Here is a 24,111-nt window from a genome sequence, read left to right as displayed (position 1 = left end):
TCAAAAAATGTATGCTGAAGTGAAAAGGAGTACTTCTTCAAAGTTCTCATATAGAGAGACCTGTAAAAACTGAGGCAACAGATGGCAGAAAAAAGGATTGTGAAGATAAAAAAAATGATTTTTCGTAAAATAGGCTGGTATCTTATGCTGGCATTTCTATTTGTTCTGAGGGTTCTGCCCCTGAAGTATCTTTATATCTTTGGTGAAAAGACGAGCAGATTAGCCTTTTTCTTTTTAAAAAGACGAAAAAGTATCACAATGAGTAATCTCAGACTTGCCTTAGGAGAAGAAAAAAGTGAAGGAGAAATTCTCGAAATATACAAGTCCACCATTGGAAATATAGGGAAGGGCGGAGTAGAACTGCTTGCCTATCCCAAGTTCCATGATGGATATTTGAATAAGATGATAAGCATTGAAGGAAGAGAAAACCTGGATGAGGCATTAAGATTAGGCAGAGGGGTCCTTATTCTCAGTGCTCATTTTGGGAATTTTTCGTTTTTAGTAATCAGGCTTGCCCAACTGGGATATCCTCTATCCGCCATTACCAGATACCCCCGGAATGAAGGATTTGCCCGATACCTTGACAATCTGGCGAGAATGACAGGGGTCGGGATGATTCCCGATAAACCACCCAGAATCTGCGTAGAACGATCCCTGAAATGCCTAAAAGAAAACAGGATACTCTTTCTTCTGACAGATTTGAATGTAATCTCGGGTGGCATCTATGTAGACTTCTTTGGACGTATGGTTCCTACCTTCAAAGGGCCTGTGGTTATGGCAATGAGGACAAAGGCTTCTATCCTCCCTGCCTTTATCCTTAGAGAGGATGGAAACAGGCACAGAATAGTAATAGATCCTCCTGTAGACCTGGAGTTAACAGGCGATAAGGATAAAGACATATTTACAAATCTGTCCAGATTATCAAAGATTGTAGAATCATATATTCGGAAATACCCGGATCAGTGGTGGTGGATACATCAGAGGTGGAGAAAGGCAATACCTCAAGAGCATCTATAACATGGTAATATCCAAAGACAGTACCTAGATAGAGGATGCATAGATAGAGGCGGAAGCTGCTTATCCCCTGGATTCCAGAATCTCAAATAAAGAATCTAATACATCTTTAACCTGTTCATCAGAATAGCTTCTTGGATCGACAAAATCGGACTCGAAGATGGCACCCGGAACTCCAAGGTCCTCATAAATTCCCTGCTTAACATCGTATTGTCCCATAGATGCCATACGACAGCTTCGATTGGAATGGAAGACAACACCATCCACGTGATATTCTTTTATCATATGCTTGTATAATTCTGTTGTTTGTTGAACACTGTATGACAGCAATGGATTACCGACGTATCTCTCGGCAAGTCCTTCAAACGGTCTGTCAATATCGATTCTGCCACCGAAGGTGGTTGCATAGACATCTGCCACAACAACCCCTCCTTTTCCCTCTATATAATTAAACAGAGGAAGATTGTACCAAATAGGGAACAAGTCCCATAACAGACGGTATTTCTCAGTGGGGACAGCCGCCTCTTTCCTCCTTGCAAACTCGCTTATCTCATCATATAACTCATTATAAAATTCAACAGCTTCCTTTTTTCCAGCAAGGGTTACTATAGGGAACATGTTGGTAAAGATTTCAATGGGGCTTATTGGTGAAGGCACTGTCTTCCTCAGCCCCCCTATTTCTAGAAACAGCCTGCTTGCTTCATCTGAATATCCAAGCACTTCTTTGAATTTGTCCATGTCGAACTTATTACCGGTGTGTTCTTCCACAAATCCCATCAGTTCTCTCAGCTGCTCCGCAAAATAATTTATATGATGAGGAGAGAGGTCTTCACCTACTGGAAGAGATGCATCAACAATATATAATGGAACATTGAAATATCTGCTTAACTCCTCCCACCACTTGGCCATCGACAAACAGGCATGCTCTGTGGCAATCAGCAGATCAGGCTCTGGAAGCCCCTTTCCCATAAATGGACCTTTATCCAGGTAAATTGAGCCCAGATTGTTGAGCGCGTAGCTGCAAAGGTCAGTGGAAAATCCTTTTGCTTCTGCTGCAGCACAGAATTCTGCCGATAATTTCCTTGCCGCACACATTGTACCATAGTTCTCAGGATAGACAGGAAAAACATCCATCGTATAGCATACTTCTACAGGTGCCACAGACGAAAGCCACGCCACAGGCTTCTTCTGTGCTTTTACCATAGCGGATTCCGCATAGTAATCTGCCATAATTTTACCCAATTTTTCAGCTGTCCTCAGCCTCTTCTTTTTTTCAGGTTTTTTATCGCTCATTTTATAATCCTTTCTTCTTTAAAAGGTTATAAGAGATTACCCCGTATCTGGTTAGTTAAATACCTACTTCAACATCTCGATAAATGCTTGAACCCTGGTTTTGAATTGTCCCTCTTCACCCAATCTGTCTTCTGTTTCCAAGTACAATAAGGGTATGCCGTTTTTCTGTAGAATATCCCTCATATATGGATATTCGAACAAATGGGTATCACAGTATTTCTGTACGATAGAGATTACTCCCTGTACCCGGTGTTTCTTGACCTCTTCCAGTATCCTTTCCATCCTCTCATCGGATGGATGTTTGCAGGGGCAGGCTATTCTCATCTGGTAACGGTCTGCCAGAGACCTTACAGGGTCAGAAGCAGGCTCCACAAGGTCCCAGAAATAACGGCTGCCAATGCAAAGGTCATCGGCAACAATGCTTCCACCTGCATCTTCTATCATTTTAAGCATATTCACATCCTCGAAGGTTGAACCAGAAACCAGAAAACGTACCTTCCCATCCCTGGAAGATTTGGAAGGGGTCATTTCACTCTTGAGAGAGGAAAGCATTTTATTGTATTCCTCTTTCGGTGTTACAAAACCGGCTCTGACAACATGGTAGAAATCGCTGCCGGAGAGTGGGGGATTATCTTCTCCCCTTATCTCATAAAGTTCCTTGAGCAGCTTCCGGCTTTCGTTATATGTCTCTATAGAACGATTTATAGAATCGTCATCTATCTGTTTGCCGATAAACTCATCTAACCTTGACCGTAAAATTTTATACTCTTCTATAAGGCATTCTCTGGCTGCTTTGGTCCTCTTTGCTGGCGCACCAATATAACCAACAAAAGGAACCTCAATATTCCTTGACCAGATTCCTGGCATATTCCTCATAATATCACATGTCTTAGAGGTTACCATTCCATCCAGATAGTCATAAGTACCTTTCAAACCCTGATCCAGGCAGCTTCTGGCAAATGCACATATGAAGCTCTGGAGATGTGAATCCGCCAGGCTAACCTTGTCCAGAGACCCCAGTATCCTGACAGGTATAATGCCGGCAGCATCTATTAACTCTTCCGGTGCATAACCACAGAAATAACCGAAAATCTTTTTGCCATCTTTCTTCCACTCTCTCGCTAGCTCGTGACGTTTTGCGTATCGTTCTTGAAAATCCTTAATCATCATGGTTCAGTCCTTTCTTAAGGGGCTGTTGCCCAAACAAAAATTCCTTTGAGCGGTCATAAAAACGTTTTTTGCTAATAAATCTTGGCGAAGCGTAAGATAAGCGATTTCAACTGTTTGAGCCCGAAGGGCGAGTTTTGAAATCGCCTGAAGCAAGCCTTAGATTTATCAAAAAACGTTTTAGACAAAGCGAAAAGGGATTCAGGCAACAGGCCATTAATAATTAATAATTAACCCCATAGAGTAGTGGCAGGTTTAAAACCCGCCACTACGATGCAAACGACTCCTCAGCTATCTCGACTACGCTCTTATCCCCCGATTTTATCGCCCTGACCTTACTGATCACCACAGGAAGAACCGTATTGGCGTAGAACCTGGCAGCAGCAATCTTGCCGCTATAAAAGGCGGCATCTTTGTTGTCTGATATGAGTTTTTTTATAATCTTCTGGTCCGAAGTTCCTTCCTTTGCCATAATCTCCCTGAGTTTCTTTTCTGCTATAGTTGCCTGCCAGAGGAGCATCCATCCAAGGGCAACCATGCCAAAGACTTCCAGATATGGGTACGCGTTGATAATGGGTATGATGAAATCCGGTCCCCTGGCAATCTGACCAAAGTGCATGCTGACTTCTGCCAGTGAATTCTTTGCCTTTTCAAACCCCTCTATACACCCCTTGAGTGTCTCGTTTGACCTGTTCGCTTCAATAAAATTATTCATGTCAGTCAAGAAATTCATCAAGACGCCGCCTTTTTTCATCCCCATCTTTCTGCCCACGAGATCCAGTGCCTGAATACCATTTGTTCCTTCGTAGAGAGAGGCAATCTTATTGTCCCTGAGGAGTTGCTCTACCGGGTATTCGGAACAGTACCCATATCCACCGTACACCTGGATGGCCTCCTTTATTATATAAAAGGACATATCACTGAAGAATGCCTTGCATACAGGGGTGAACAGGGCTATGTAATCCGCATATTTCTCCCTTTCCTCCTCATCTGTTGCTGTAACCTCCTTATCCTCACAATAGGCGATATAGTATGCGAACGCCCTCATGCCTTCTACATAACTCTTCATCCACAGAAGCATCCTTCGGACATCCGGATGATTGATTATAGTAACCTGAGGTGCGTTGGGGTCCTGCATACTCATAATACTGGCCCCCTGAAGCCTCTCTTTTGCATAGGCAACGGCATTGAGATATGCAGAGCTTGCCTGTCCAAGAGATTGAAGGCCCACACTCAGCCTGGCTTCGTTCATCATGTGGAACATGATCTTCATGCCCTGGTTCTCTCCGCCCAGAAGTTCACCGACACATCTGCCATTATCTCCAAAATTCAGGGTAGTCGTTGCTGAACCGTTAATCCCAAGCTTATGTTCTATACCGCTGCAAAATACATCATTGCCTTCACCAAGGCTCCCATCTTCATTAACCCTGATCTTTGGAATCAAAAACAGGGATATCCCTCCTGTTCCAGGAGGTGCCCCCTGAATCCTGGCGAGAACAGGATGTATTATGTTTTCCGCCAGATCGTGTTCCCCTGCCGTGATAAAGGATTTGGTGCCCGTTATACTATACGTGCCATCCTCGTTCTTTTTTGCAACTGTCTTGGTAGCGCCCACATCGCTTCCCGCACCTGGTTCAGTAAGGCACATGGTACCTGTCCATTCACCGGAATACATCCTGTTCATGTATTTCTTCTTCTGCTCTTCGGTACCATAGATCTCTATCAGCTTGGCAGCTCCATGGGTAAGCATTGCATACCCTCCAAGTGCACCATTTGCTGCGCTAACGTGTTCTTCTATCGGCGCAAATATGGTGAAAGGCAACCCCTGCCCGCCTATCTCAGGATCCTCTGTAGGGGTAATCCACCCCCCCTCTTTATAGAGCCTGAATGCCTCATGGAAACATTCGGGTACCGTTACCTTGCCATCTTCATATCTGCAACCTTCCCTGTCTCCTTTTTCTCTTGTAGGCAAAAGCACATTTACCGCCAGTTTCCTTGCCTCCTCAATAACCATATCAAAGTCCTGTTTTGTAAAATCCTTATATCTTTCGGTCTTACACAGATCCTCGACACATAGCTGTTCGTACAATACAAACTCTACGTCTCTTTCGTCGACTAATAGATTTCCCATCTTCTAACCTCCTTATGGTTTTTCCATGGTCTCTATTCTCTCTACGATGGTATGGAGTTAAGGTTTTACAGGCTTCCCAGACGAATAAAATACTCTGGTTGTAAAAAACTATCTTCACTGATGCCTAAACCCTCTTCGATTATATCCAGGACAGCTCCTTTTTCCTCAGGGAGTTTATAACCATCATAGTCCTGTTTTAATAAATGGATAAGACCTCCGGTCCCTGTCCGATAAGCGGGATTCCTGAAGTGGTCGAAGCAAATCCTGCTGGTTACATCTAACCCCTCTACCATTATTTTCATCTCTTTCAGAATCTCATGGGGAGAAAGAAGCTCCAATTTATTCTTTTCGTATTCATCCAGCATGGGTGTCCCAGGCAAAGGGGTAAAGGGTCTTGATCGTATGAAATCAGGATTTATCTCGTTTAATACCCCTGCAGTATTCACAGCATGCTGTTTAGACATTGCCCTTCCACCCAGTCCAGGCATTATATATTCTGAAAGCTCTATATCGGCTTCAACAACCTTTTTTCCTGCAATAATATGTTCCTCTGCCGTTACCCCTTTCTTGATCTTCCATAACAATTCATCGTCTCCTGTCTCCAATCCTATATGCAATCTCGACAGACCTGCTTTACCCAGTTGTTCTAGCTCCTCCGGTTTCTTTTTAAAAATGGTCTTCGCCCTGGCATAAGAGGTTATCCTGTTCAGGGTAGAAAACTTCTCCTTTAAATATACGATAATTTCAACCAATTGGGGAGTGGGAATTACAGGGGAATCAGCATCCTGCAAAAACACTGTCCTTGCCTCGGAATACAGCCAGTTAAATACATTGACAAAACTGTGATTGTTGTTTAGCTGGGGCATACTTCTTATAAGGACGGCACCTACTGCATTGTTTATATCACCAGCATAGCCCAAATTCCGGGACAGCTTCTTTATCTCGTCACAGATGGCACTCACCATATCAATATCGGCTTTAACATCATCTACGGACCGCTTCTTGAATTTCTCGTGATTGTATGGTCTACCATAGCAAAAGGCACAGTGATTCCAGGGGCAATTCCTCGTAACCCTTATCAGCAAGGAATAGCTTCCACCTTCACTTGGTGGGCGTATGGGACCCATTTCAAAGGAAAGTTCGGCAAGTTTACTATTATGAATCAGCATTTTCTATACCACCACTGACAGGATTTCCTGGGGGTTCCTCAAAATTCCTCTTCTATCATCTTCTTTGACGCTTCCTGGCCAATTATCCCATCGGCACTGCTGGTCATACTGAAGTAATCGCCAAACTTTTTATCTTTAGGCCAGCCCACAAGGCAGTCAACTTTCTCCCTTTCAGGGTTAACCAGCCACATCATAAAAGAGTGGTCTTTAACTGTAAACCACCATTCTTCCTCTCTGATGAGGAATGCAAGAAAAAAATACTCGCTCACCGGCGGAAGTATTAAGGCATAATCTACCTTATCTTTCAAAACACACCTGGCAGCAGCAAGTTCTTTAAATCCCTCTATTGCCTCGCTAATATCTCTCTTTATCACCCCGATTATTTCGTGTTTCTCAGTACCTTCTTCTCTCTTCACATGGATATCAGGCAGGGCAAACCCGATGTACTTCGGTTCCAGGAGAGTATACCCTACATACTTCAGAAAATCCTCTACCCCTTTCTTAATCTCCTCTTTTGTAAACCTCTCTTCTTTTTCCTCATACATATTCAACATCCTCCCGCAACAGTATCAAATACAAGTTAATACCCAGTGTCTTTTATCTTATTTAAACCAACCTCGTCAGATAAGTCAAATAAAAAAAATCATTCTACTTTTGTAAGATCCAGTATCAACCTTTCCAATATCAATCTCTTGGCAACTCTGCTGGATTTAAGAGCCAGATCGGTACTGAGAAAATGATCAAATGCCCTCTTCAATTCATCAAAGGAAAATTGATCTGCCTGCTTGAAGAATCCTTTGAGGAAAAATTTCCTGATCCCCAATCTCTCACCTACATCAGGAGGTGTTAAACCCTTCTGCAGCATCTCCTTTGCCTTTAATATTAGACGAAATTGACGTATTATCATCCCCAGAATCTTCAAGTGATCTTCCCCTGAAGCCAGAATCTTCATGAGTATATTTAACGCTTTTTCTCTATCCTTATTTCCCACGGAGTCTATCAGAGTAAAAATACTTTCTACCTTAAGATTCGTAACCACTGCCTCCAGATCTTCTACTTCTATTGTCTTTTTTTCCCCTATAAATATAGAGACCTTTTCTGTTTCATTGTATATCTGCTGGAGGTTATTGCCGACTAACTCTATCAAAAAAGCTATTGCATCTTTACTGATCTTCTTACAGAACCTGTTAGCCAATCTTTGAATCCAATAGGGTAATTCTCTATCTTTGGGATGGTTTAATTGGGCAATAGTGCCAAACCTGGAAAGATTAATGAAGAACTTCGCTTTAGGATTTACCTTTTCACCAATGAAAACCAGACATGCAAAAGGAGACGGATCAGAGATATAGGATGTAAGCTGCTCCAAATCTTTTGCTGATAATTGATTAGCATCTTTGACAACAATAAGCCTCTTTTCTGATATTACCGGCATAGTCTGGGCAGCATTAATGATCTCCGGTGCTCCAGTTTCACTGCCATAAAATATTTCGTAATTGAAGTCTTTAAAACCGGAGAGGACAATTCTTTCTTCGATACTTCTGATAGCCTCTTCAATCAGGTATGTTTCATCACCATAAAGATAATAGACTGGGAGGACTTCTTCTTTTTCCAGATGTCTGGTGAGTTCATGTGGGGTTATGGTTGGAAGCATAATAGTTTGGATGTGCTAAAAATCTTCGAAGATCATATTGTGGATCTCCTCTGCCATATCTTCTGCTATCTTTTTTATTGCCCCTATCTTATTGTTATAGGTAGTGGCTGTGTTTGATGAAACTGTATACTCATGGTAACCTGAGAGATCTGAGGATTTCCATATGATCATCCCATCATTGTTTCTCTTCAGGGATATATCCAACGTGACGGTTGCCCTGTATTCCAATGTCCTGTCGTTTCTGTCAAAAGATACGGGAGACTCTTTAAACGATTTGATTGTTCCGATTACAGTTGCATCAGGGTTGTCTCCTTTTGAAACATCCACATTCCCCCTTTTTAAAAACTCTTCGATAAGGGCATCTGTAAAAAGGCTTTCAATCCCAGGTTCAAAAGTCTTATTGGCAAAGAATGGAACGGCTATTGTCTTGACATCCCGGGTTACCGTTCCTCTTTTTCCGGTAAAATGGTATCCACATGCAGAGAAGGATATTATCAATATTGCAATTAATACGCTGTATATACAAAGCCTTTGCATAACCTGCCTAAAGCTTTGAAGAAGTTCCCTGAGAGCGAATTCATAGATTTTTTGGGGAACCCACCTGGGCGAGCGTAATGTAGAAAATTCACATGGTTGAGCCCAAAGGGGGAGTTTGTGAATTTTCAATGGAGCGAGCTTAGATGGGTCAAAAAATGTATGCTGAAGCGAAAAGGGGAGTTTTTTCAACGCTCTTATATCTTTCCTTCTCTGGAGGGTTGCATAAGATAGTCCTGTTTTAGCTTTGCAGTTTAATCAATTACAATCATCACCCTGCATTGGTTTAAGAAGCCCTTCTGCTTGATTATAGCCTTCAGTATTTCTGCATCCTTGTCACTCATCACTATGTCAGAGGGGCTTTTATCGCTTACACTTACTGGCTTCAGGGTAACAGGATTATCTGCAACCCTTGGATTGGTCTGGGCAGCAGTCAGGTCCCTTGAGTACAAAGCCACTCCATTTTCAGCAGCTCCCTCCTGGGATGCCACATTGGTATGGTAAAGCTCTTTCCCTGATAATTCAAGAATTCTGGGGATTAGCGCAGGCTTCAGCTTTAATGCTCTGGCGTCTACAACAAGCCCGGTATAATCCGGCAACTTTAAAGGGGGGGGTTCTTCTGCTTTTGGCTCTTCTGCTTTTGGTTCCTCTGTCTTAGCTGCTTTAGATTCAGATGGCTCTTTAACATCAGGGACAGGTTCAGCAACTGGTTTCTCAGGCACTGCTTCCGGTTTAGGAATATCCCCCTTTATGACCTTTACCGGTGCCATTGCCTTCTTCTCTACCGGCTTTAAAAACAGGCTTAACAAATCCCCTTTGATACTCATACTGACTGTAACTTCCACTGATCCATCAGACATATACTTTGTATCTGTAACCTTTGACCCTTTTATGATACCTTGCACCCTTGTTTTTATAACATCATTTTCTACCATATATTCTTTTACAACAGTAGTAGAAGCAACTCTCACCCCTTCCAATGTTTCCAGAAGATTTCTTCTCGCGTCAGATATAGCAGCCCTCTTGGCCAATATCCTCCCCTGAGCAGGATTCTGCGCATCTGGAGATGGGGCACCACTACCCTTTGCAATGATAATACCGGATGTCCAGTTTATACTGCCATTGGTTCCAAGGGGTTCTATGAGTTCAACATCGCCTCCGAAGATATTACTGCAAAATAAAATTATGAAAAATGGAATCAAAAAAGCAGTTATTCTTTTCATTTTTGCCTCCCGGAGAATGCCTCTTTTTCGGTCTCATTCAACCATGGTTTATAGTTAACATTGCCTAAAAACAACGATTCATTCGGTGGAGATGACCCCCACCAGTTTTTTCTTGCATCTATAAAGATGCTAGAAGAACTCTGGATTGCAAATGGATTGTCAATAATGTTGTTGTTGTTTATTTTTGGCTTTGACATGCCCATGGACACAATCCCACCGGTACCCGTATTGTTGGATATGGTATTGTAAAATATCTTGGGGGCAGAGTCGTTCATTATATTTATCCCGCTTTGGGAATTATTTGTAATCAGGCTGTAAGTTATATCCGGCGTCCCATAACGGATTACAAAGGCAATGGCTGCATACTCAAAGATACAATATTTGAAAAAGCTGGAAAGTGTTGTCTTTTCTTCAAATTTTATTGCACTGCCATAATCACCTGCAGAGGGTGAGGAACTGTTGGAGGTAAAGGTAATCATCTCCTCTTTGGTGCCTTTGGCATTTATAGCTCCATTTTTAACTATTATGCTTATATCACCGCTGTTGTATTTAAGGGTAACACCTTGTTCAACCGTTAAGGTAGCACCATTGTCTATAACGAGTTTACCCTCAATGACATAGGGACTGTTGGCAACTGTCAGGTATGAGTCCTTGGTTATGCTGCCACTCAAAGGCCCTTTTAGTATTGATAACTCAAAGGGCTTGCCATCTGGATATGGGGCATCCAGGGATGTCCTGTAGTCCACTTTTCCTGAGATGCCGGATACTATCTTTGATATATCACGGCTTCCCCACCAGTTATTATTGGCATTTATGGCCTCACCTTTGGGGTCTGAATTGTAGAACTCAAACTTCCCGTTATCGTGTATATTGTTCTCTATAACCTTTGGAGATGATAAAAAAGCCTTTATTCCGTAGGTTCCGTTGTTTGAAATGGTGTTATGGGAGATGATAGGTGAAGAGTTTTCAGAGACAATGCCTTCCTTTCCATTGTGTTTTATTTCATTCCTTTCCAATACAGGATTTGCACCTGCCAAGGCCAGGACGCCCGTCCCCTTGTTTTCTGAAATTACGTTGTTTTTGATCTCTGGTGCAGAAAACGGGTCGCTTATACTCAAACCGGTATCGTTTTTAGAGATGTCATTATTGGATATTTTCGGTGAGGATGAGAAGAGGGTTATCCCTGTAACTGCCCCCCTGATCTGTGTATATTCAACAGCACTCTCTTTTTCCTTGGTCTTCTGAAAGACAATTCCGTCCCAACGATTCTTGTCCATCCCCTCAAAGGTAATCATACCGTTTTGTTTACCCTTGGCACTGAGCTTTCCATAGATATGGATGCTTGGACCCCTGGACTTTACAATGGTCCCGGGTTCAACGGTTAAGGTTGCCTTATCCATAACCGTGATTTGATCCTCGACTATATAAGGGCTCGCACCAGCATACCATATTGTATCCTGGGAAATGTTTCCCCTAACCGGTGTGGGCCCGGGGCTTACCGGTACCCCTGTTATATATTCTGACATCTTGCTTTCATTACCGGTCTTGTCCAAGGCAGCGAGTTTGTAGTAGTAAGTCGTGAGATTTTGAATACCCTTGTCCTGAAATTCTGTAAATTCAGTAGATACAACTTCTGTATAGCCGCTTAACGGGGATGTGCTCCTGTACACCTTATACCTGGCAAGGTCGTGTTCAGTATTCTTATCCCATTTCAGGCTAACCAACCCATCCCTTCCAAAGGATGAAAGCTCCTTTGGTATTGCCGGGGGTTCCGTATCAATGGTTACCGTACCTAATACATCTATCCATTTGGCTGTATTTCCTGCATCATCGGATAAGTAACCGGTTATTACAGCATCAGTGACATTATCCTTAGGCATCACCTGATAGATTCCTACATAGCTGCCGGGTTCTACCTCCCTCATAGCTATCCCTTTTTTGAAATCCCCTATGTCAAACGATGCCTGTTTCTTAGAATCTCCTTCCATGGCAACCTTTATAGTATCTCCAACTTTTTTAGGAAGACCTGCGGTATCCTGAACCAATATAGTTATTATCGGAGGTCTCAATGACTCTGCGATGGTCGGTGCAGGGAGGGTCTTTATCATGTCCCTGAAAAGGTCATCTCCTGCTCGAAGCAGTTCGATTTGTCGAACATTCATAGCAGCAGAAATAGCCGTCAAGATCAGTCCCACAGGGGTGGTGGATATTCCTCCCTGGTGTTTTCTGGTAACATTTTCGGCTTCCCAGAGGAGATTGTTTGTCTTTACGTCGACCATCCGCACATGAGCTCCTACAGCTATCTGGGAATAAACTCCGGCAAAGATCCTGTCATAGTGGGTTATCTCTCCATAGATGACAGCATCAGTATTTAATATGTCCCCAAGCTTTTTACTGTCACTCTGGGCTACTTTCTCAGGGGTATCCACGCCTGCCTTCTTTAATAGCTCATCAACCTTATACAGTTCTCTATCAACATAAGGCAGGGAACTGAAGTGGTTGTAGAAGCTCTTTCTCACTATCTCAAATGCCTCATCGCTTTTGGTCTTATTTACAAAAGGCAGGACAGCTACTGTTTTTGGCTGATGTCCTTCCATGTAATCGCTTACTTTGTACTTTCCTTTAAAAAGCTCGCTAATCTGAGGGGCGATCTGGGTAGTTTTGGTGGATACACAACCAGAGACGGTAAAGATCAACAAAATGCCCAGGATGTTTAAGAATCTTGCCTTCATGGTCTTAACCTCCGTCAAGTTTGGGGTCAGTTTGTTACTATGTTTACCAATTTACCTGGAACAAAGATAATCCTTCTTATCTCATTATCCCTCAGGAGTTCCTTTACCCTGGGGACATCGAGTGCCGCTCTCTTGATCTCGTCTTCGCGGGAAGAGGCAATAACATTGACTTTACTTCTTAATTTACCGTTTATCTGGACAACTATCAGTATTTCATCCTCTCTGATAATCTCTTCATTGTAAGATGGCCATGGAACCTTAATGATGCTCTCTTTTTTTCCCAATTTTTCCCACAATTCTTCGCAAATGTGAGGCGCTACCGGAGAAAGGAGTATAATCACCGTCTCTATTGCCTCTCTCAGTACAGAGAGAGAAATAGATTCCTTTTCATTCTCTATGTCGAACTGGTAGATGGCATTGACCAGCTCCATAATAGCGCTGATCGCTGTGTTGAAGTGAAACCTGTCTTCTATGTCCTCTGTTACCTTCTTTATTGTCTGATGGGTTTTGCGTCGCAGATTCCTCAAGTTGTCGGGGAGAGATCCCCCACTCTCATAAAGGGAGGCATCCTTAATCTTTTCCAGATTTCCTATCACCAGTCGCCAGACCCTGTTGATAAATCTAAATGCCCCCTCTACCCCCTGGTCACTCCAATCAAGGTCTCTCTCCGGCGGGGATGTAAAGAGGATAAACAAACGGGTTGTGTCCGCTCCATACTTATCTATTATATCGTTTGGATCAACCACATTGCCCTTGGATTTGGCCATCTTCGCCCCATCCTTTATAACCATTCCCTGCGTCAGAAGACTATTGTATGGTTCTCCAACCTCGAGAAGATCTATATCCCGAAGTACCATGGTAAAGAAACGGGAGTATAACAGGTGGAGGATGGCATGTTCAATTCCGCCAATGTACTGATCAACGGGCATCCAGTAATTTACAGCCTTTTTGTCTAGAGGAGCTTTATCGTATCTCGGACAGGTATATCTATCGAAATACCACGAGGAGCAGACAAAGGTATCCAGTGTATCTGTCTCTCTTCTGGCTCTGCTATTGCACTTGGGACAAACGGTAAAAAGGAAAGACTCTGCCTCAGGCAGGGGAGATCTGCCATCTCCTCTGAAGTCTATATCAACAGGCAATATGACGGGAAGCTGCTCATACGGCACAGGAACAATGCCGCATTTATCACAGTAAATCATTGGGATCGGTGTTCCCCAATATCTCTGTCTGGACACACCCCAGTCCCTGATACGATAATTCACAGTCCTTCTGCCAATTCCTTTCCCTTCCAGGTATTCTCCTATCCTGTCCAATGCCTCTATGCTGTTCATCCCGTTGAACTGACCTGAATTTACCAGATACCCTTCTTCTACATAGGCTTCGGTCATCGTATCTTCATCCAGGGTACCGTCGTAAGGATGGATTACTACCTTCACAGGGATATTATATTTTCTGGCAAAGTCAAGATCCCTCTGGTCATGTGCAGGTACTGCCATAACGGCACCGGTACCGTATTCCATCAAGACAAAGTTGGCTACCCATATCGGAATCATATCATTTGTGAAGGGGTTAATAGCATACCTTCCGGTAAAGACCCCCTTCTTCTCTACATCTTCTGCTGTACGCTCTATTTTGTCTTCCCTGGACACCTGAGAGATGAAGTCTAAAACATCTTTTTCCTGAGTGGTACCGGCTGACAACTCCTTACAAAAGGGATGTTCCGGGGCAAGGCTCATAAATGTTGCACCATAAAGGGTATCCTGCCTTGTGGTAAATACCTTGATGACCTTATCCGAATCTGCCACCGGAAAATCCACTTCAGCCCCATAGCTCTTGCCAATCCAGTTTCTCTGCATAGTTAAAACTTTTTCAGGCCATCCCTCAGAAAGTTCATCGCACCCTTTTAACAGTTCCTCTGCGTACCTGGTAATCTTTAGAAACCACTGTTCCAGCTCCTTTTGCCTGACCTCTGTATTACAACGCCAGCAAAGGCCAGCTTCAACCTGTTCATTAGCCAAAACGGTTTTACATGATTCACACCAATTCACAAAAGACTTTTTTCTGTAAGCCAATCCCCTTTCGTACATCTTGAGGAAAAACCACTGATTCCACTTATAGTATCCGGGATGGCAGGAGGCAATTTCCCTGTCCCAATCGTAGCTGAAACCCATCCTTTTTAGCTGTCTTCTCATATACCTGATATTGTCATACGTCCATTTTGCCGGATGCACCCTGTGTCCAATGGCAGCATTCTCAGCAGGCAGCCCGAATGCATCCCAGCCCATCGGATGAAGCACATTATAGCCCTTCATCATTTTGTAGCGGGCAACTACGTCGCCTATAGAATAGTTTCTAACGTGGCCCATATGTATCTTCCCCGAGGGGTAGGGAAACATCTCAAGGATATAGTATTTTTTCTTTCCAGGGTCTTCAACTACCTTAAATAACCCTTTCTCCCCCCAGTATCTCTGCCACTTCTCTTCTATCTGGTGGGGGTTGTATCTGTCTTCCATCTGGAATCCTCCGGCAAGTTAAGAAGTATACAAGACTTTAACTAGCATAAATATAAAAGCTTTTCAAGGAGAATTTGCTCTCTTCCCTTAACAAAAAATGTGGCATATCTTCAAGAAAAGTAGTATTATGTTGATGTTCGGAGTATGGATCAGGGCACCAATAAAAGGAGCACAGGGATATGGTTAAACGAATAGTTACCAGGAGAAGCTTACGTGATTCTTCATCTATCAAGGATGACCTGGAGTATTGGCTAAGCAAACCTCCGGAAGAACGCGTGGCGACTGTAGACTACTTGAGAGGACAATATCATGGAAGTACAACCAGACTTCAGAGATCTGCTCGAGTTATTCAACGAGCACAAGGTTGAGTATGTCATTGTTGGCGGTTATGCTCTGGCATTTCATGGGGCTCCAAGGTACACTGGAGACATTGACATCTTTGTCAGACCGGATGCGGGCAACGCTCAGCGAGTAATGAAAGCACTTGATGCTTTTGGCTTTGGTTCAGTAGGACTCACAACCAAGGACTTCCAGTATCCAGATAAAGTTGTCCAGCTTGGTGTTCCACCTGTCCGAATAGACATCGTGACCTCTGTCACCAACGTCACTTGGGAGGCTGTAGCCTCAAACAGAGTCAAGGGCAAATATGGCGATGTTGTCGTCCACTATATAGGACTTAATGAATTTATTTCCAATAAGCGAGCTGTCGGCAGGAAGAGAGATTTAGCAGACCTGGAAGCTCTTGGCAAAGACTAATATGGTCAATATCCAACATCAGAACCATGCCTTGAATACGGTCGGCAATTCGGGGCAATTCGGGGGACACAATATTTAATTCTTCAAAATAGTTTATGGTCTCATATTTGTAAGTGTAAGGGGAGACGAGGGCACGTTGGTTTTAAACAAGTTAAATTTTTTCATAAGAAAGAAGGGAGAAGGCATTAACGGGATGGTTTTCAAATTATCATGCAATTACAACTAATTAGTTCGCTTTGAAGAACTCCCCTGAGAGCGAACATCGTCAAAAACCGGAAGTCGTAAATCGTGAATCGTGAATAGGTGTTATACCTTTTATTTATTTTATTTACGACTCACGACTTACGATTTACGATCATAGATAGATGGCATTTCACCTTTTCTCAGCAACCTTGTCATATTGAGAAAACTGCATGGAAAACGTTCCCCGCCCCTGACTGGCTGACCTCAAATCAGTGGAATAACCAAACATCCTTTTTAAAGGGATCAATGATTTGATAGCCTTGACCTTTCCTTTAGAGGCTATTTCCCCTATCTTCCCGCCTCTGGAGTTGATGTCTCCTATTATCTCTCCTGTAAATTCCTCTGGAACTACTATATTAACCTCCATGATAGGTTCCAGAAGTACCGGGCTTGCCATCCTGTCCCCTTTGTTAAATGCCATAGATGCGGCGACCCTGTATCCCAGTTCTGAGGAGTTGGTTTCATGAAAGGAACCGTCAAATAGGGTTACCTTCATATCCACTACCCTATAGCCATTTACACCGCTAACTGCTGATTCCTTAATACTTTCTTCAATGGCAGGTATGTATTCAGGGGGTATTGTTCCGTCTCTTAGTTCATTTATAAAGCTTATCCCCTCTCCCCTGCCCAGAGGTTCGAGACGTAACCACAGATGTCCAAAGTGCAGTCGCCCATCTATCTCTTTATCAAACCTTCCCTCGATTTCAACGGATTTCTCTATGGTCTCCCGGTATACAACCTGTGGTCTCCCAACATTGACTTTTACATTAAAGTCCAGAAGCAATCTGTTTACCAATATGTCCAGGTGGAGTTCCCCCATTCCGGAGATAACTGTCTGCCCTGTATCCTCATCATACTTTACCCTGAAGGTAGGGTCCTCTTCCGCCAGCTTCTCTAAAGAAAGGGGCAGCTTCTCCTCGTCGTCTTTGGTTTTCGGTTCTACCGCAACAGAGATAACAGGTTCGTAAGTGTCTATTGATTCCAGGAGAATCGGATGGGCTTCATCGCACAGGGTATCACCGGTAGTAGTATATTTTAGTCCCATGGCTGCTACGATATCCCCTGTACGAACCAGCGGTATCCTTTCTCTCTTATTGGCATGCATCTTCAGGATTCTGGCAATCCTCTCTCTTTTGTCTCTTGTGGAATTGAGAACCTCGGCTTCGGCCTTTAAGACGCCTGAATATACACGAAAATAGGTCATCTTACGCCCCTGGTCCATCATAATCTTGAAGGACAGTGCGGAAAAATGTTCGTCATCGCTACTTAACCGTTTCTCCTTTTCACCGCTCCCAGGAATTATACCCTCAATAGGCGGGACATCCAAAGGTGACGGCAGAAAATCAACTACCGAATCCAGAAGCGGCTGTACGCCTTTGTTTCGGAGTCCTGCCCCACACATCACGGGCACCAACTGATAACGGATAGTCGCAGTTCTGACAGCTGATTTGATTTCGCCCTCGGTTAACATTTCTCCCTTAAGGTACTTTTCAGTCAGGATATCATCGGTTTCAGCCACAGCTTCTATCAGCTTTTCTCTGTACTCCTGACTCTGGTCGAGAAGGCTTTTGGGGATGTCCATCTCATCAAAAGTGGCTCCAAGAGTCTCCTTATGCCATACTATGCTCTTCATCCTGATTAAATCGATTATACCCTGGTAATCCTCCTCTTTTCCAAAGGGTAGCTGGATGAGTAAAGGGTTAGCTCCTAATCTGTCCTTCATCATCCCAACAGTTCTAAAAAAGTCAGCCCCAACCCTGTCCATTTTATTTATAAAGACTACTCTTGGCACATGGTACTTGTCAGCCTGATGCCATACAGTCTCTGATTGCGGTTCGACCCCCCCTACAGCGCAAAATACTACTACAGCCCCATCAAGTATCCTGAGAGATCTCTCTACTTCTATAGTAAAATCTACGTGCCCAGGGGTATCTATAATATGGATTTCATGGTTTTTCCAGTTACAGGTAGTCACCGCCGACGTTATAGTGATTCCCCTCTCCTGCTCCTGAATCATCCAATCCATGGTTGCCTCTCCGTTATGAACCTCCCCTATTTTATGAGAGCGACCGGTATAATACAGGATTCTTTCTGTAATGGTAGTCTTTCCAGCATCGATGTGGGCAATTATACCTATATTTCTAATTTGAGAGAGTCTGTCTTTTTTTACCATCTACTTTCCAACAATCTTCATATCGGCTTCGAATGGCATCATAGCAAAGATATGTCCGGCTACGGTTTCGACCTTTTTCCCTTCCACCAGAATCTGAACCTTTTCTATCCCTTTGAAATTTAAGATAAGAGAATTTACAATGGAGTAAATTGTAAGCAGCTCTGCAGAACTTCCCCCGGGATGTCGACTCGTTAACTCAGAGCTGAAATTAACAAAGGCAATACCGTCATGATTGATCGAAAGACCACGTAGGGTCGTTCCAGGGGGTATTGTTCCGGTAAGGTTTGTCTCGGGACCTTTAATCAGTCCCAGAATGACCTGTTTAGCCTGGCTCGTCAAATCACCATATGCCTCAACCTTTCTCTTTTCTCTAATTAAATGATCTGTATTTGGTTCAGCAAAATACAGGTCTACTACAATCTTCTCCTTCTCTCCGGTTGGAGGTGTAGGGTATATTTTTTTATGGTATTTATAGTAGATGAAGTAAGCTACCAAAAGGGTTAAAATGACAATTGTGAGTACAGGCAAAAACCTCCGTTTATACCTATTTCCCCCCCCTTTTTTTGTCTTCAATGCCTTTCCTCCCCTATGCCACACTTATTTGTTTAACGTTTTTAAACTCTGTTCCCTGTAAGAACCTCATTCCTGCTTCGACAAACTTCTCAGGCGCATCAGTGACATAGAATTCATGAACAGCGCTTTTATTACTGGTTTTTAGCAGATCGCCAGACTGTAAGACTCCTACTACTTCGGCTGCTGTCTCTTCGGCAGAGTCAACCAACAGTACTTCATCGCCCAAAACCTTCCCGATTACATCTTTTAACAAAGGGTAATGGGTACAACCCAGTATTAAGGTATCAACATCTGCTTCCTTAAGTCTCTGAAGATACCTTTCAGCAGTTAAAAATGCGATATCGTTATCTGTCCATCCTTCCTCTACCAGAGGAACGAATAAGGGACATGCCTGACTGACTACCGCAATTTTAGGATCTATCCCCTTGAGCGAATTCACATAAGCACTACTTTTGATTGTCCTTTCTGTACCTATTACCCCTACTCGCTTTCTTTTAGTAACCTTTATCGCTTTCCTGGCCCCTGGCTCTATAACCCCGATAATAGGAAGGTTGTATTTGTCCCTCAAGGCAGGAAGACCAACAGCAGAAGCTGTATTACAGGCGACTACCAGCAGTTTTATGTCTTTACTTGATAAGAACTCTGCATTTTCCAGAGAATATCTGATCACAGTGTCGGATGATTTTATTCCATAGGGAACCCTCGCAGTATCCCCCAAGTAAATAGTATTTTCCTCTGGAAGTGTATTTATTATTTCCTTTAAAACCGTCAATCCACCTATACCTGAATCAAAAACCCCTATAGCTTTGTCCATATTTCACCATATACGAGAGAGCTTTGAAAATCTATACAAACTATCATTGTGAACGAAGTGAAGCAATCTCTCTCCTCTATCCTTCCACAGGTTTGTATATTGGTCAGTTCAGCTAGCAAATTATACGGCTTTTTTTAATTTAAGTATTTTGGCTTGTGATGATTCTAATATTGAATCGCGAAGAAATAAACTTGCCTCTAATATTTCTATGCCGATTAACTCACCGTTTTTATTTAACTCGGCTGTAATATTTGGGCTTATCTCAACGCTATCTGCTTCTTTTTCCTCGGAGATAACTATATGCAGGATATCTTCATCTTTAAAATATGCCATCTTTGTTTTATCCATATATGAACCTCCCGTGCTTAGCTCGAATTTTGGCGAAAACTTCTTCACCGGGAACCAGCTTAGCTTTGCTTTCCTCAATTTGGGACACGCGACGTTCCGCTTCCTCGGCCCAAAGGCGTTCCACTTCTTCATTGACTGGAAGGTTGAGGCTCGTAAGAAGCTTCTCAACTAAGTTTATACGGACATCTGCAGGAAGAGATAGGGCTTCTTCAATAACTCTGTCATTTGTTGTCGCCATAGTATTCCTCCTTTACTAAACTAATTTAAACATACATATCCTGAATATATTTGAGAACCGTCCCGTTAATATACTAACTATTTTGAAGAATTAAGTATTGCGCCTCCCGAATTTTCCCCATGTCGTGTCAATCCTTAAAGGTTAGGCTGTGATTTATAGGAATAGCTTAATATTTTGGCTTCAGTCCAGCTTGCTTGCATAATTCATTTGCTGTGATTCTATCGAGATTCCTATGCCTTTTGATAGGAACTGTCTTTGCTCCATTCGTAAATATCGAATGATTGCTACCCTCTCGCAATAGATAAAATCTGTTTTCTTCAAAATACCGAATTAGGTCACGCCGTTTGATGGACACTGTCAACCTCGACCGGAACCTGCTCAATTAAAGAGCTACCTATGGGAATTTCTTTTCCTTGCTGATGGTATGCCAGGATCATTTCGTTAAGAGCGTCTCTTAACATATATCGGCATTCCTCAATATCTTTGCCTTCAGTAACTATCTCAGGCCATTCAACTAATTGTCCCATGTATCCGGAATCAATCTTTGTATATTTCGCTGTGTATGTTGTAAACATTGCTTAATCCTCCCTGATAGTAAAGATTGGTTTTAGCCTAATGAGCCTATAGAAAAACTCCCGAATCAACAATTGAACACTTTGTAGCTCACTGTTTTTATTGAGTATTGTTTTTTTCTCATAGTTCTATGAGGCTCGATATCTCATTCATAGTTTAACTTGATAATTCCCTGTAGCTTGCTACATGTTTTCCATATGTCATTCCTGCGAAAGCAGGAATCCAGAAAACTAAAAGACTGGATTCCCCTGTATCAAGTACGGGGCAGGCTTATCAAGCACGGAATGACAGAATACAGCAGAATACAGAATAACAAAAATTAATAATAGTTAGACGTGCTAGCGTAAGTAGCCTAACCCCAATAATTATCTTCTAACTATTTATATTACATAATATATTTGAGAACCGTCCCGCTAACAGCGCGGTATAATATCATCTGAAAAGTTGAGAATGACTCCCTGTACGATAAAGAACAAGTTCATCATCATCTATTGCGTAAATCAGAATCCAGTCAGGTTCAATATGACAATCACGCTTATTCTTATATTTGCCACTGAGGGGATGGTCATGGTATTCAGGAGGTAATTTCCGTCCTTCTGCAAGTTCCTCAACAATACTCAGTAACTTCTCAATATCTTTCCCACTTCGTAAAAGTCGTTTGATATCTTGTTTGAACTGGGTTGTCCTTAGAATAGTCAGCTTCAAGATAACAAATCCTTTCGTAATTCTTCGACGGAATGAAATACAGGCATGGCGGATTTGTCTTCGGCAAATGCTTTCAAAGTCGTTTCATTCGGAATTTCAAGCTTGTCAAAACTACGTCGAATATCTTTATCCTCCAGAATGTATCGTGCGACGGTCAGTCGGTCTTTTTTCGGCAATGCACGAAATACCCGATAAAACGCCTCTGCCGCGCTGATTGTCATAGATTGAGATTTTTCCGGTTGTTTTTTCGATGTCAACATCTTTGCATTTCCCTCCTTCTTTCAACGCCTAACAAAGGTAGTGACTGGTTAGGCGAACTTGCTAATATTATTACACACTTACAAATATGAGACCATAAACTGTTTTGAAGAATTAAGTATTGTGTCCCCCGAATTCCCTATCTAGTGGACTGATACGTTGGGCTAGAGCTTTTCCCATTCTTCTTTGGACATTCCAGCCTGACGAAGTATTCTGGCCAAGAACTCCCTTCCGATGTCTTTCTGATGTGGATTCGGAATTGTCATAGTAAGGTCTCCTTTGACCATGAAAGGATGCTTCCCTCCGGAATAGGGTCCGTCAAAGCCGCATTTCCGTAGATATCTGACTAGCTCAGATCTCTTGACTGCACCAAAGGTTGGCATCAGGCAACTGCATGCTTCTTGATCTTGATTTCGATGTTATCGATTGGAGGTACCTGCAGATTCTTGTACACACGAAACAGAACCCATTCTTCCAGAACTTCCTCCAACTCGTTTCTGCACTTCTCGAGGGTCGGAGCGTTTGAATAGACACCAGGACATTCTTGGATCTCGCCATAATACGTCCCATCATCCTGGAGAATTTCGTATTTAGCATGCTCCAGCGCAGTTTGAATATACTTCCTGATCATATCTTCTCCTTTCTTTACTCTGCCAAATGAGCCTGTAGAAAAACCCATAAATCAGCAATTGGAGACTTTGTAACCTACTGTTTTTATTGGATATTATTTTTATGAAAAATCTTAAAAATAGACTTTCTTATGAAAAAATTTAAGTTGTTTTAGAATTAATGTCTCCTAGCCCCGTAGGACTTTCTTTTTTGGCTGTAAAATTCAGCATAAAATTATTGACAAGATCTAAAAAATTTTCGTTTTCTTTGAGATCACCACGTTTTGATTCTGTTTTTACCTTTTCCCATTCTTCTTTTAAAAGTAGTTGGGTGGTTTTTATAAGTTCATTCAGTGAGTCTTCGAGTTCAGCCCTTCTTGATACATCGGTCAATTCAGGGATTGTCTTTATCAAATCTTCTATTTTACGTTCTGATTTGCTTTCAGGGTCGGGATTTAGTTGAAGCCTAATCAAATATCTTAATTTATCAATTTCCTTCAACACCTCAACTTCTTCAGGTTTATCCGGAAGGTTTGAATAACACCAATTATATGTTAATCCGCAAAAAGCGGATATATTTTGCCTCAGAGTTTGAATCCATTTAACGCGTTCGCTAGTGACAGTGTTTATAAAAGCAGTCCGTCGATTTTGCCTATAGTTCATTAAAATGTTCCATATGCCAATAATGAAAGTTAGAATTATACCTGCTGCGTAAAAAAGATCTTTCATAATATTACCCTTACCCTTCGAACCCCAACATATAATAATACGAATCCCAACATATTCAATACCAATTAATCCCTGCTCCACGTAAATAATCTTGGGCTTCTTTAAGACCTACTCGCGCTGCTGCTTTATAGTCACTAAAAGCTTGCTGGCGGTTACCTAATTTCTGATAAGCCACCCCAAGGTTATAATAAGCCGCTGCATCTTTAGGGTCTAATTCTATGGCCATAGTGTAGTCGGCTATAGCCTGCTGGTAGTTGCCTAATTCTTTATAAGTATCCCCCCGTTTGATATAATTCCATGCACGTTTGGGGTTTATTTCTATGGCTTTGGTATAAGCATATAAAGCATCCTGATACTCTCTTGCTTGTGCATGTAAAACTCCCTTCACAGACCAATCTGTTGCACTTAGTCCCTTTACGGCTTCGTTGTACTCTCCCTGTTTTTTTGTATCACCTTTAGCCGATGCCAGCTCGCTCCTTAACCTCTCCATCTCCTTCAGATACTCTGCTGCTTTTTTCCTTGTCTCCTCAAGCTCTTTTGTCTTCTGATGGTCTTTTCGTAAAGAGTCAACAGACTTTATTACCTCATCAGGGTCAGCTTCAATCTTAGCCTTCAGCCAATATGTCTTACCATCCCATGTCTCTTTTACTATCTCTGTCCTTA

At 42.5% G+C, this 24,111-nt stretch carries 25 protein-coding genes; 2 read left to right on the top strand and 23 right to left on the bottom strand.

Annotated features, from left to right (window positions below; all coding sequences use genetic code 11):
• Nucleotides 1-81: 81 nt before the first annotated feature.
• Nucleotides 82-1,017, top strand: a complete 936-nt coding sequence (locus AB1401_13360; protein MEW6616437.1) for a lysophospholipid acyltransferase family protein — start codon at nt 82-84, stop codon at nt 1,015-1,017.
• Nucleotides 1,018-1,077: 60 nt separating this feature from the next.
• On the opposite strand, the gene AB1401_13355 is transcribed toward AB1401_13360, so the two are convergent.
• The 10 genes from AB1401_13355 to leuS form a co-directional block, all read right to left on the bottom strand.
• On the bottom strand, nt 1,078-2,307 hold the full coding sequence (locus AB1401_13355) for a 2-hydroxyacyl-CoA dehydratase family protein (protein MEW6616436.1): 1,230 nt from the start codon (nt 2,305-2,307) through the stop codon (nt 1,078-1,080).
• Nucleotides 2,308-2,370: 63 nt separating this feature from the next.
• Nucleotides 2,371-3,477 (bottom strand): 2-hydroxyacyl-CoA dehydratase family protein, encoded by a 1,107-nt coding sequence (locus AB1401_13350; protein MEW6616435.1) that lies wholly within the window; start codon nt 3,475-3,477, stop codon nt 2,371-2,373.
• A 265-nt stretch (nt 3,478-3,742) separates the two neighbouring features.
• Nucleotides 3,743-5,605, bottom strand: a complete 1,863-nt coding sequence (locus tag AB1401_13345; protein MEW6616434.1) for an acyl-CoA dehydrogenase — start codon at nt 5,603-5,605, stop codon at nt 3,743-3,745.
• Between the two features lie 65 nt (nt 5,606-5,670).
• Nucleotides 5,671-6,774, bottom strand: a complete 1,104-nt coding sequence (locus tag AB1401_13340; GenBank protein ID MEW6616433.1) for a radical SAM protein — start codon at nt 6,772-6,774, stop codon at nt 5,671-5,673.
• A 38-nt stretch (nt 6,775-6,812) separates the two neighbouring features.
• Nucleotides 6,813-7,319, bottom strand: coding sequence for a hypothetical protein (locus AB1401_13335; protein MEW6616432.1), 507 nt, complete (start codon nt 7,317-7,319; stop codon nt 6,813-6,815).
• 98 nt (nt 7,320-7,417) lie between these two features.
• Nucleotides 7,418-8,425 (bottom strand): DNA polymerase III subunit delta, encoded by a 1,008-nt coding sequence (holA, locus tag AB1401_13330; protein ID MEW6616431.1) that lies wholly within the window; start codon nt 8,423-8,425, stop codon nt 7,418-7,420.
• A gap of 15 nt (nt 8,426-8,440) precedes the next feature.
• Nucleotides 8,441-8,962, bottom strand: coding sequence for an LptE family protein (locus tag AB1401_13325; protein MEW6616430.1), 522 nt, complete (start codon nt 8,960-8,962; stop codon nt 8,441-8,443).
• Nucleotides 8,963-9,213: 251 nt separating this feature from the next.
• On the bottom strand, nt 9,214-10,182 hold the full coding sequence (locus AB1401_13320; protein MEW6616429.1) for an LPP20 family lipoprotein: 969 nt from the start codon (nt 10,180-10,182) through the stop codon (nt 9,214-9,216).
• The gene (locus AB1401_13315; GenBank protein ID MEW6616428.1) at nt 10,179-12,914 is read right to left on the bottom strand and encodes a GNA1162 family protein; all 2,736 of its coding nucleotides are present in this window, start codon (nt 12,912-12,914) and stop codon (nt 10,179-10,181) included. The genes AB1401_13320 and AB1401_13315 overlap by 4 nt, the downstream gene beginning before the upstream one ends.
• A gap of 26 nt (nt 12,915-12,940) precedes the next feature.
• The gene (leuS, locus tag AB1401_13310; protein MEW6616427.1) at nt 12,941-15,430 is read right to left on the bottom strand and encodes a leucine--tRNA ligase; all 2,490 of its coding nucleotides are present in this window, start codon (nt 15,428-15,430) and stop codon (nt 12,941-12,943) included.
• 309 nt (nt 15,431-15,739) lie between these two features.
• On the opposite strand from leuS, the gene AB1401_13305 reads away from it, so the two are divergent.
• Nucleotides 15,740-16,186: a hypothetical protein gene (locus AB1401_13305; GenBank protein ID MEW6616426.1), complete on the top strand. Its 447-nt coding sequence runs from the start codon at nt 15,740-15,742 to the stop codon at nt 16,184-16,186.
• Between the two features lie 373 nt (nt 16,187-16,559).
• Here the strand turns inward: AB1401_13305 and fusA are convergent, their stop codons facing one another.
• The 13 genes from fusA to AB1401_13240 all read right to left on the bottom strand — a co-directional run.
• Nucleotides 16,560-18,602, bottom strand: a complete 2,043-nt coding sequence (fusA, locus tag AB1401_13300; protein MEW6616425.1) for an elongation factor G — start codon at nt 18,600-18,602, stop codon at nt 16,560-16,562.
• Nucleotides 18,603-19,175: a GerMN domain-containing protein gene (locus AB1401_13295; GenBank protein MEW6616424.1), complete on the bottom strand. Its 573-nt coding sequence runs from the start codon at nt 19,173-19,175 to the stop codon at nt 18,603-18,605. It lies immediately after the preceding gene.
• Nucleotides 19,176-19,188: 13 nt separating this feature from the next.
• The gene (gene murI / locus AB1401_13290; GenBank protein ID MEW6616423.1) at nt 19,189-19,989 is read right to left on the bottom strand and encodes a glutamate racemase; all 801 of its coding nucleotides are present in this window, start codon (nt 19,987-19,989) and stop codon (nt 19,189-19,191) included.
• Nucleotides 19,990-20,109: 120 nt separating this feature from the next.
• Entirely contained in the window at nt 20,110-20,337 is a 228-nt protein-coding gene (locus tag AB1401_13285) for a DUF2283 domain-containing protein (protein MEW6616422.1), read from the bottom strand.
• Complete coding sequence (locus tag AB1401_13280) at nt 20,330-20,575, bottom strand: addiction module protein (GenBank protein MEW6616421.1); 246 nt, start codon at nt 20,573-20,575, stop codon at nt 20,330-20,332. The genes AB1401_13285 and AB1401_13280 overlap by 8 nt, the downstream gene beginning before the upstream one ends.
• Nucleotides 20,576-20,741: 166 nt before the next feature.
• Entirely contained in the window at nt 20,742-20,930 is a 189-nt protein-coding gene (locus tag AB1401_13275; GenBank protein ID MEW6616420.1) for a type II toxin-antitoxin system HicA family toxin, read from the bottom strand.
• Nucleotides 20,911-21,150: a type II toxin-antitoxin system HicB family antitoxin gene (locus AB1401_13270; protein ID MEW6616419.1), complete on the bottom strand. Its 240-nt coding sequence runs from the start codon at nt 21,148-21,150 to the stop codon at nt 20,911-20,913. The genes AB1401_13275 and AB1401_13270 overlap by 20 nt, the downstream gene beginning before the upstream one ends.
• A gap of 430 nt (nt 21,151-21,580) precedes the next feature.
• Complete coding sequence (locus tag AB1401_13265; protein ID MEW6616418.1) at nt 21,581-21,853, bottom strand: type II toxin-antitoxin system YafQ family toxin; 273 nt, start codon at nt 21,851-21,853, stop codon at nt 21,581-21,583.
• On the bottom strand, nt 21,850-22,113 hold the full coding sequence (locus AB1401_13260) for a hypothetical protein (GenBank protein MEW6616417.1): 264 nt from the start codon (nt 22,111-22,113) through the stop codon (nt 21,850-21,852). Before AB1401_13260 ends, AB1401_13265 begins: the two co-directional genes overlap by 4 nt.
• 162 nt (nt 22,114-22,275) lie before the next feature.
• A complete protein-coding gene (locus AB1401_13255; GenBank protein ID MEW6616416.1) occupies nt 22,276-22,494 on the bottom strand; it encodes a type II toxin-antitoxin system HicA family toxin in 219 nt (72 codons plus the stop codon).
• Nucleotides 22,494-22,742, bottom strand: a complete 249-nt coding sequence (locus AB1401_13250) for a type II toxin-antitoxin system HicB family antitoxin (GenBank protein MEW6616415.1) — start codon at nt 22,740-22,742, stop codon at nt 22,494-22,496. The genes AB1401_13255 and AB1401_13250 overlap by 1 nt, the downstream gene beginning before the upstream one ends.
• A 139-nt stretch (nt 22,743-22,881) precedes the next feature.
• The gene (locus AB1401_13245; GenBank protein MEW6616414.1) at nt 22,882-23,448 is read right to left on the bottom strand and encodes a hypothetical protein; all 567 of its coding nucleotides are present in this window, start codon (nt 23,446-23,448) and stop codon (nt 22,882-22,884) included.
• 55 nt (nt 23,449-23,503) lie between these two features.
• Nucleotides 23,504-24,111 (bottom strand): tetratricopeptide repeat protein (locus AB1401_13240; protein ID MEW6616413.1); only part of this gene is annotated, 608 nt, incomplete at its 5' end.

It is taken from the genome of Thermodesulfobacteriota bacterium (genome assembly GCA_040757775.1).
Taxonomy (GTDB): Bacteria; Desulfobacterota; UBA8473; order UBA8473; family UBA8473; genus UBA8473.
Note: the sequence above shows the minus strand (reverse complement) of the source record. Positions and strands in the feature narration are given on the sequence as shown.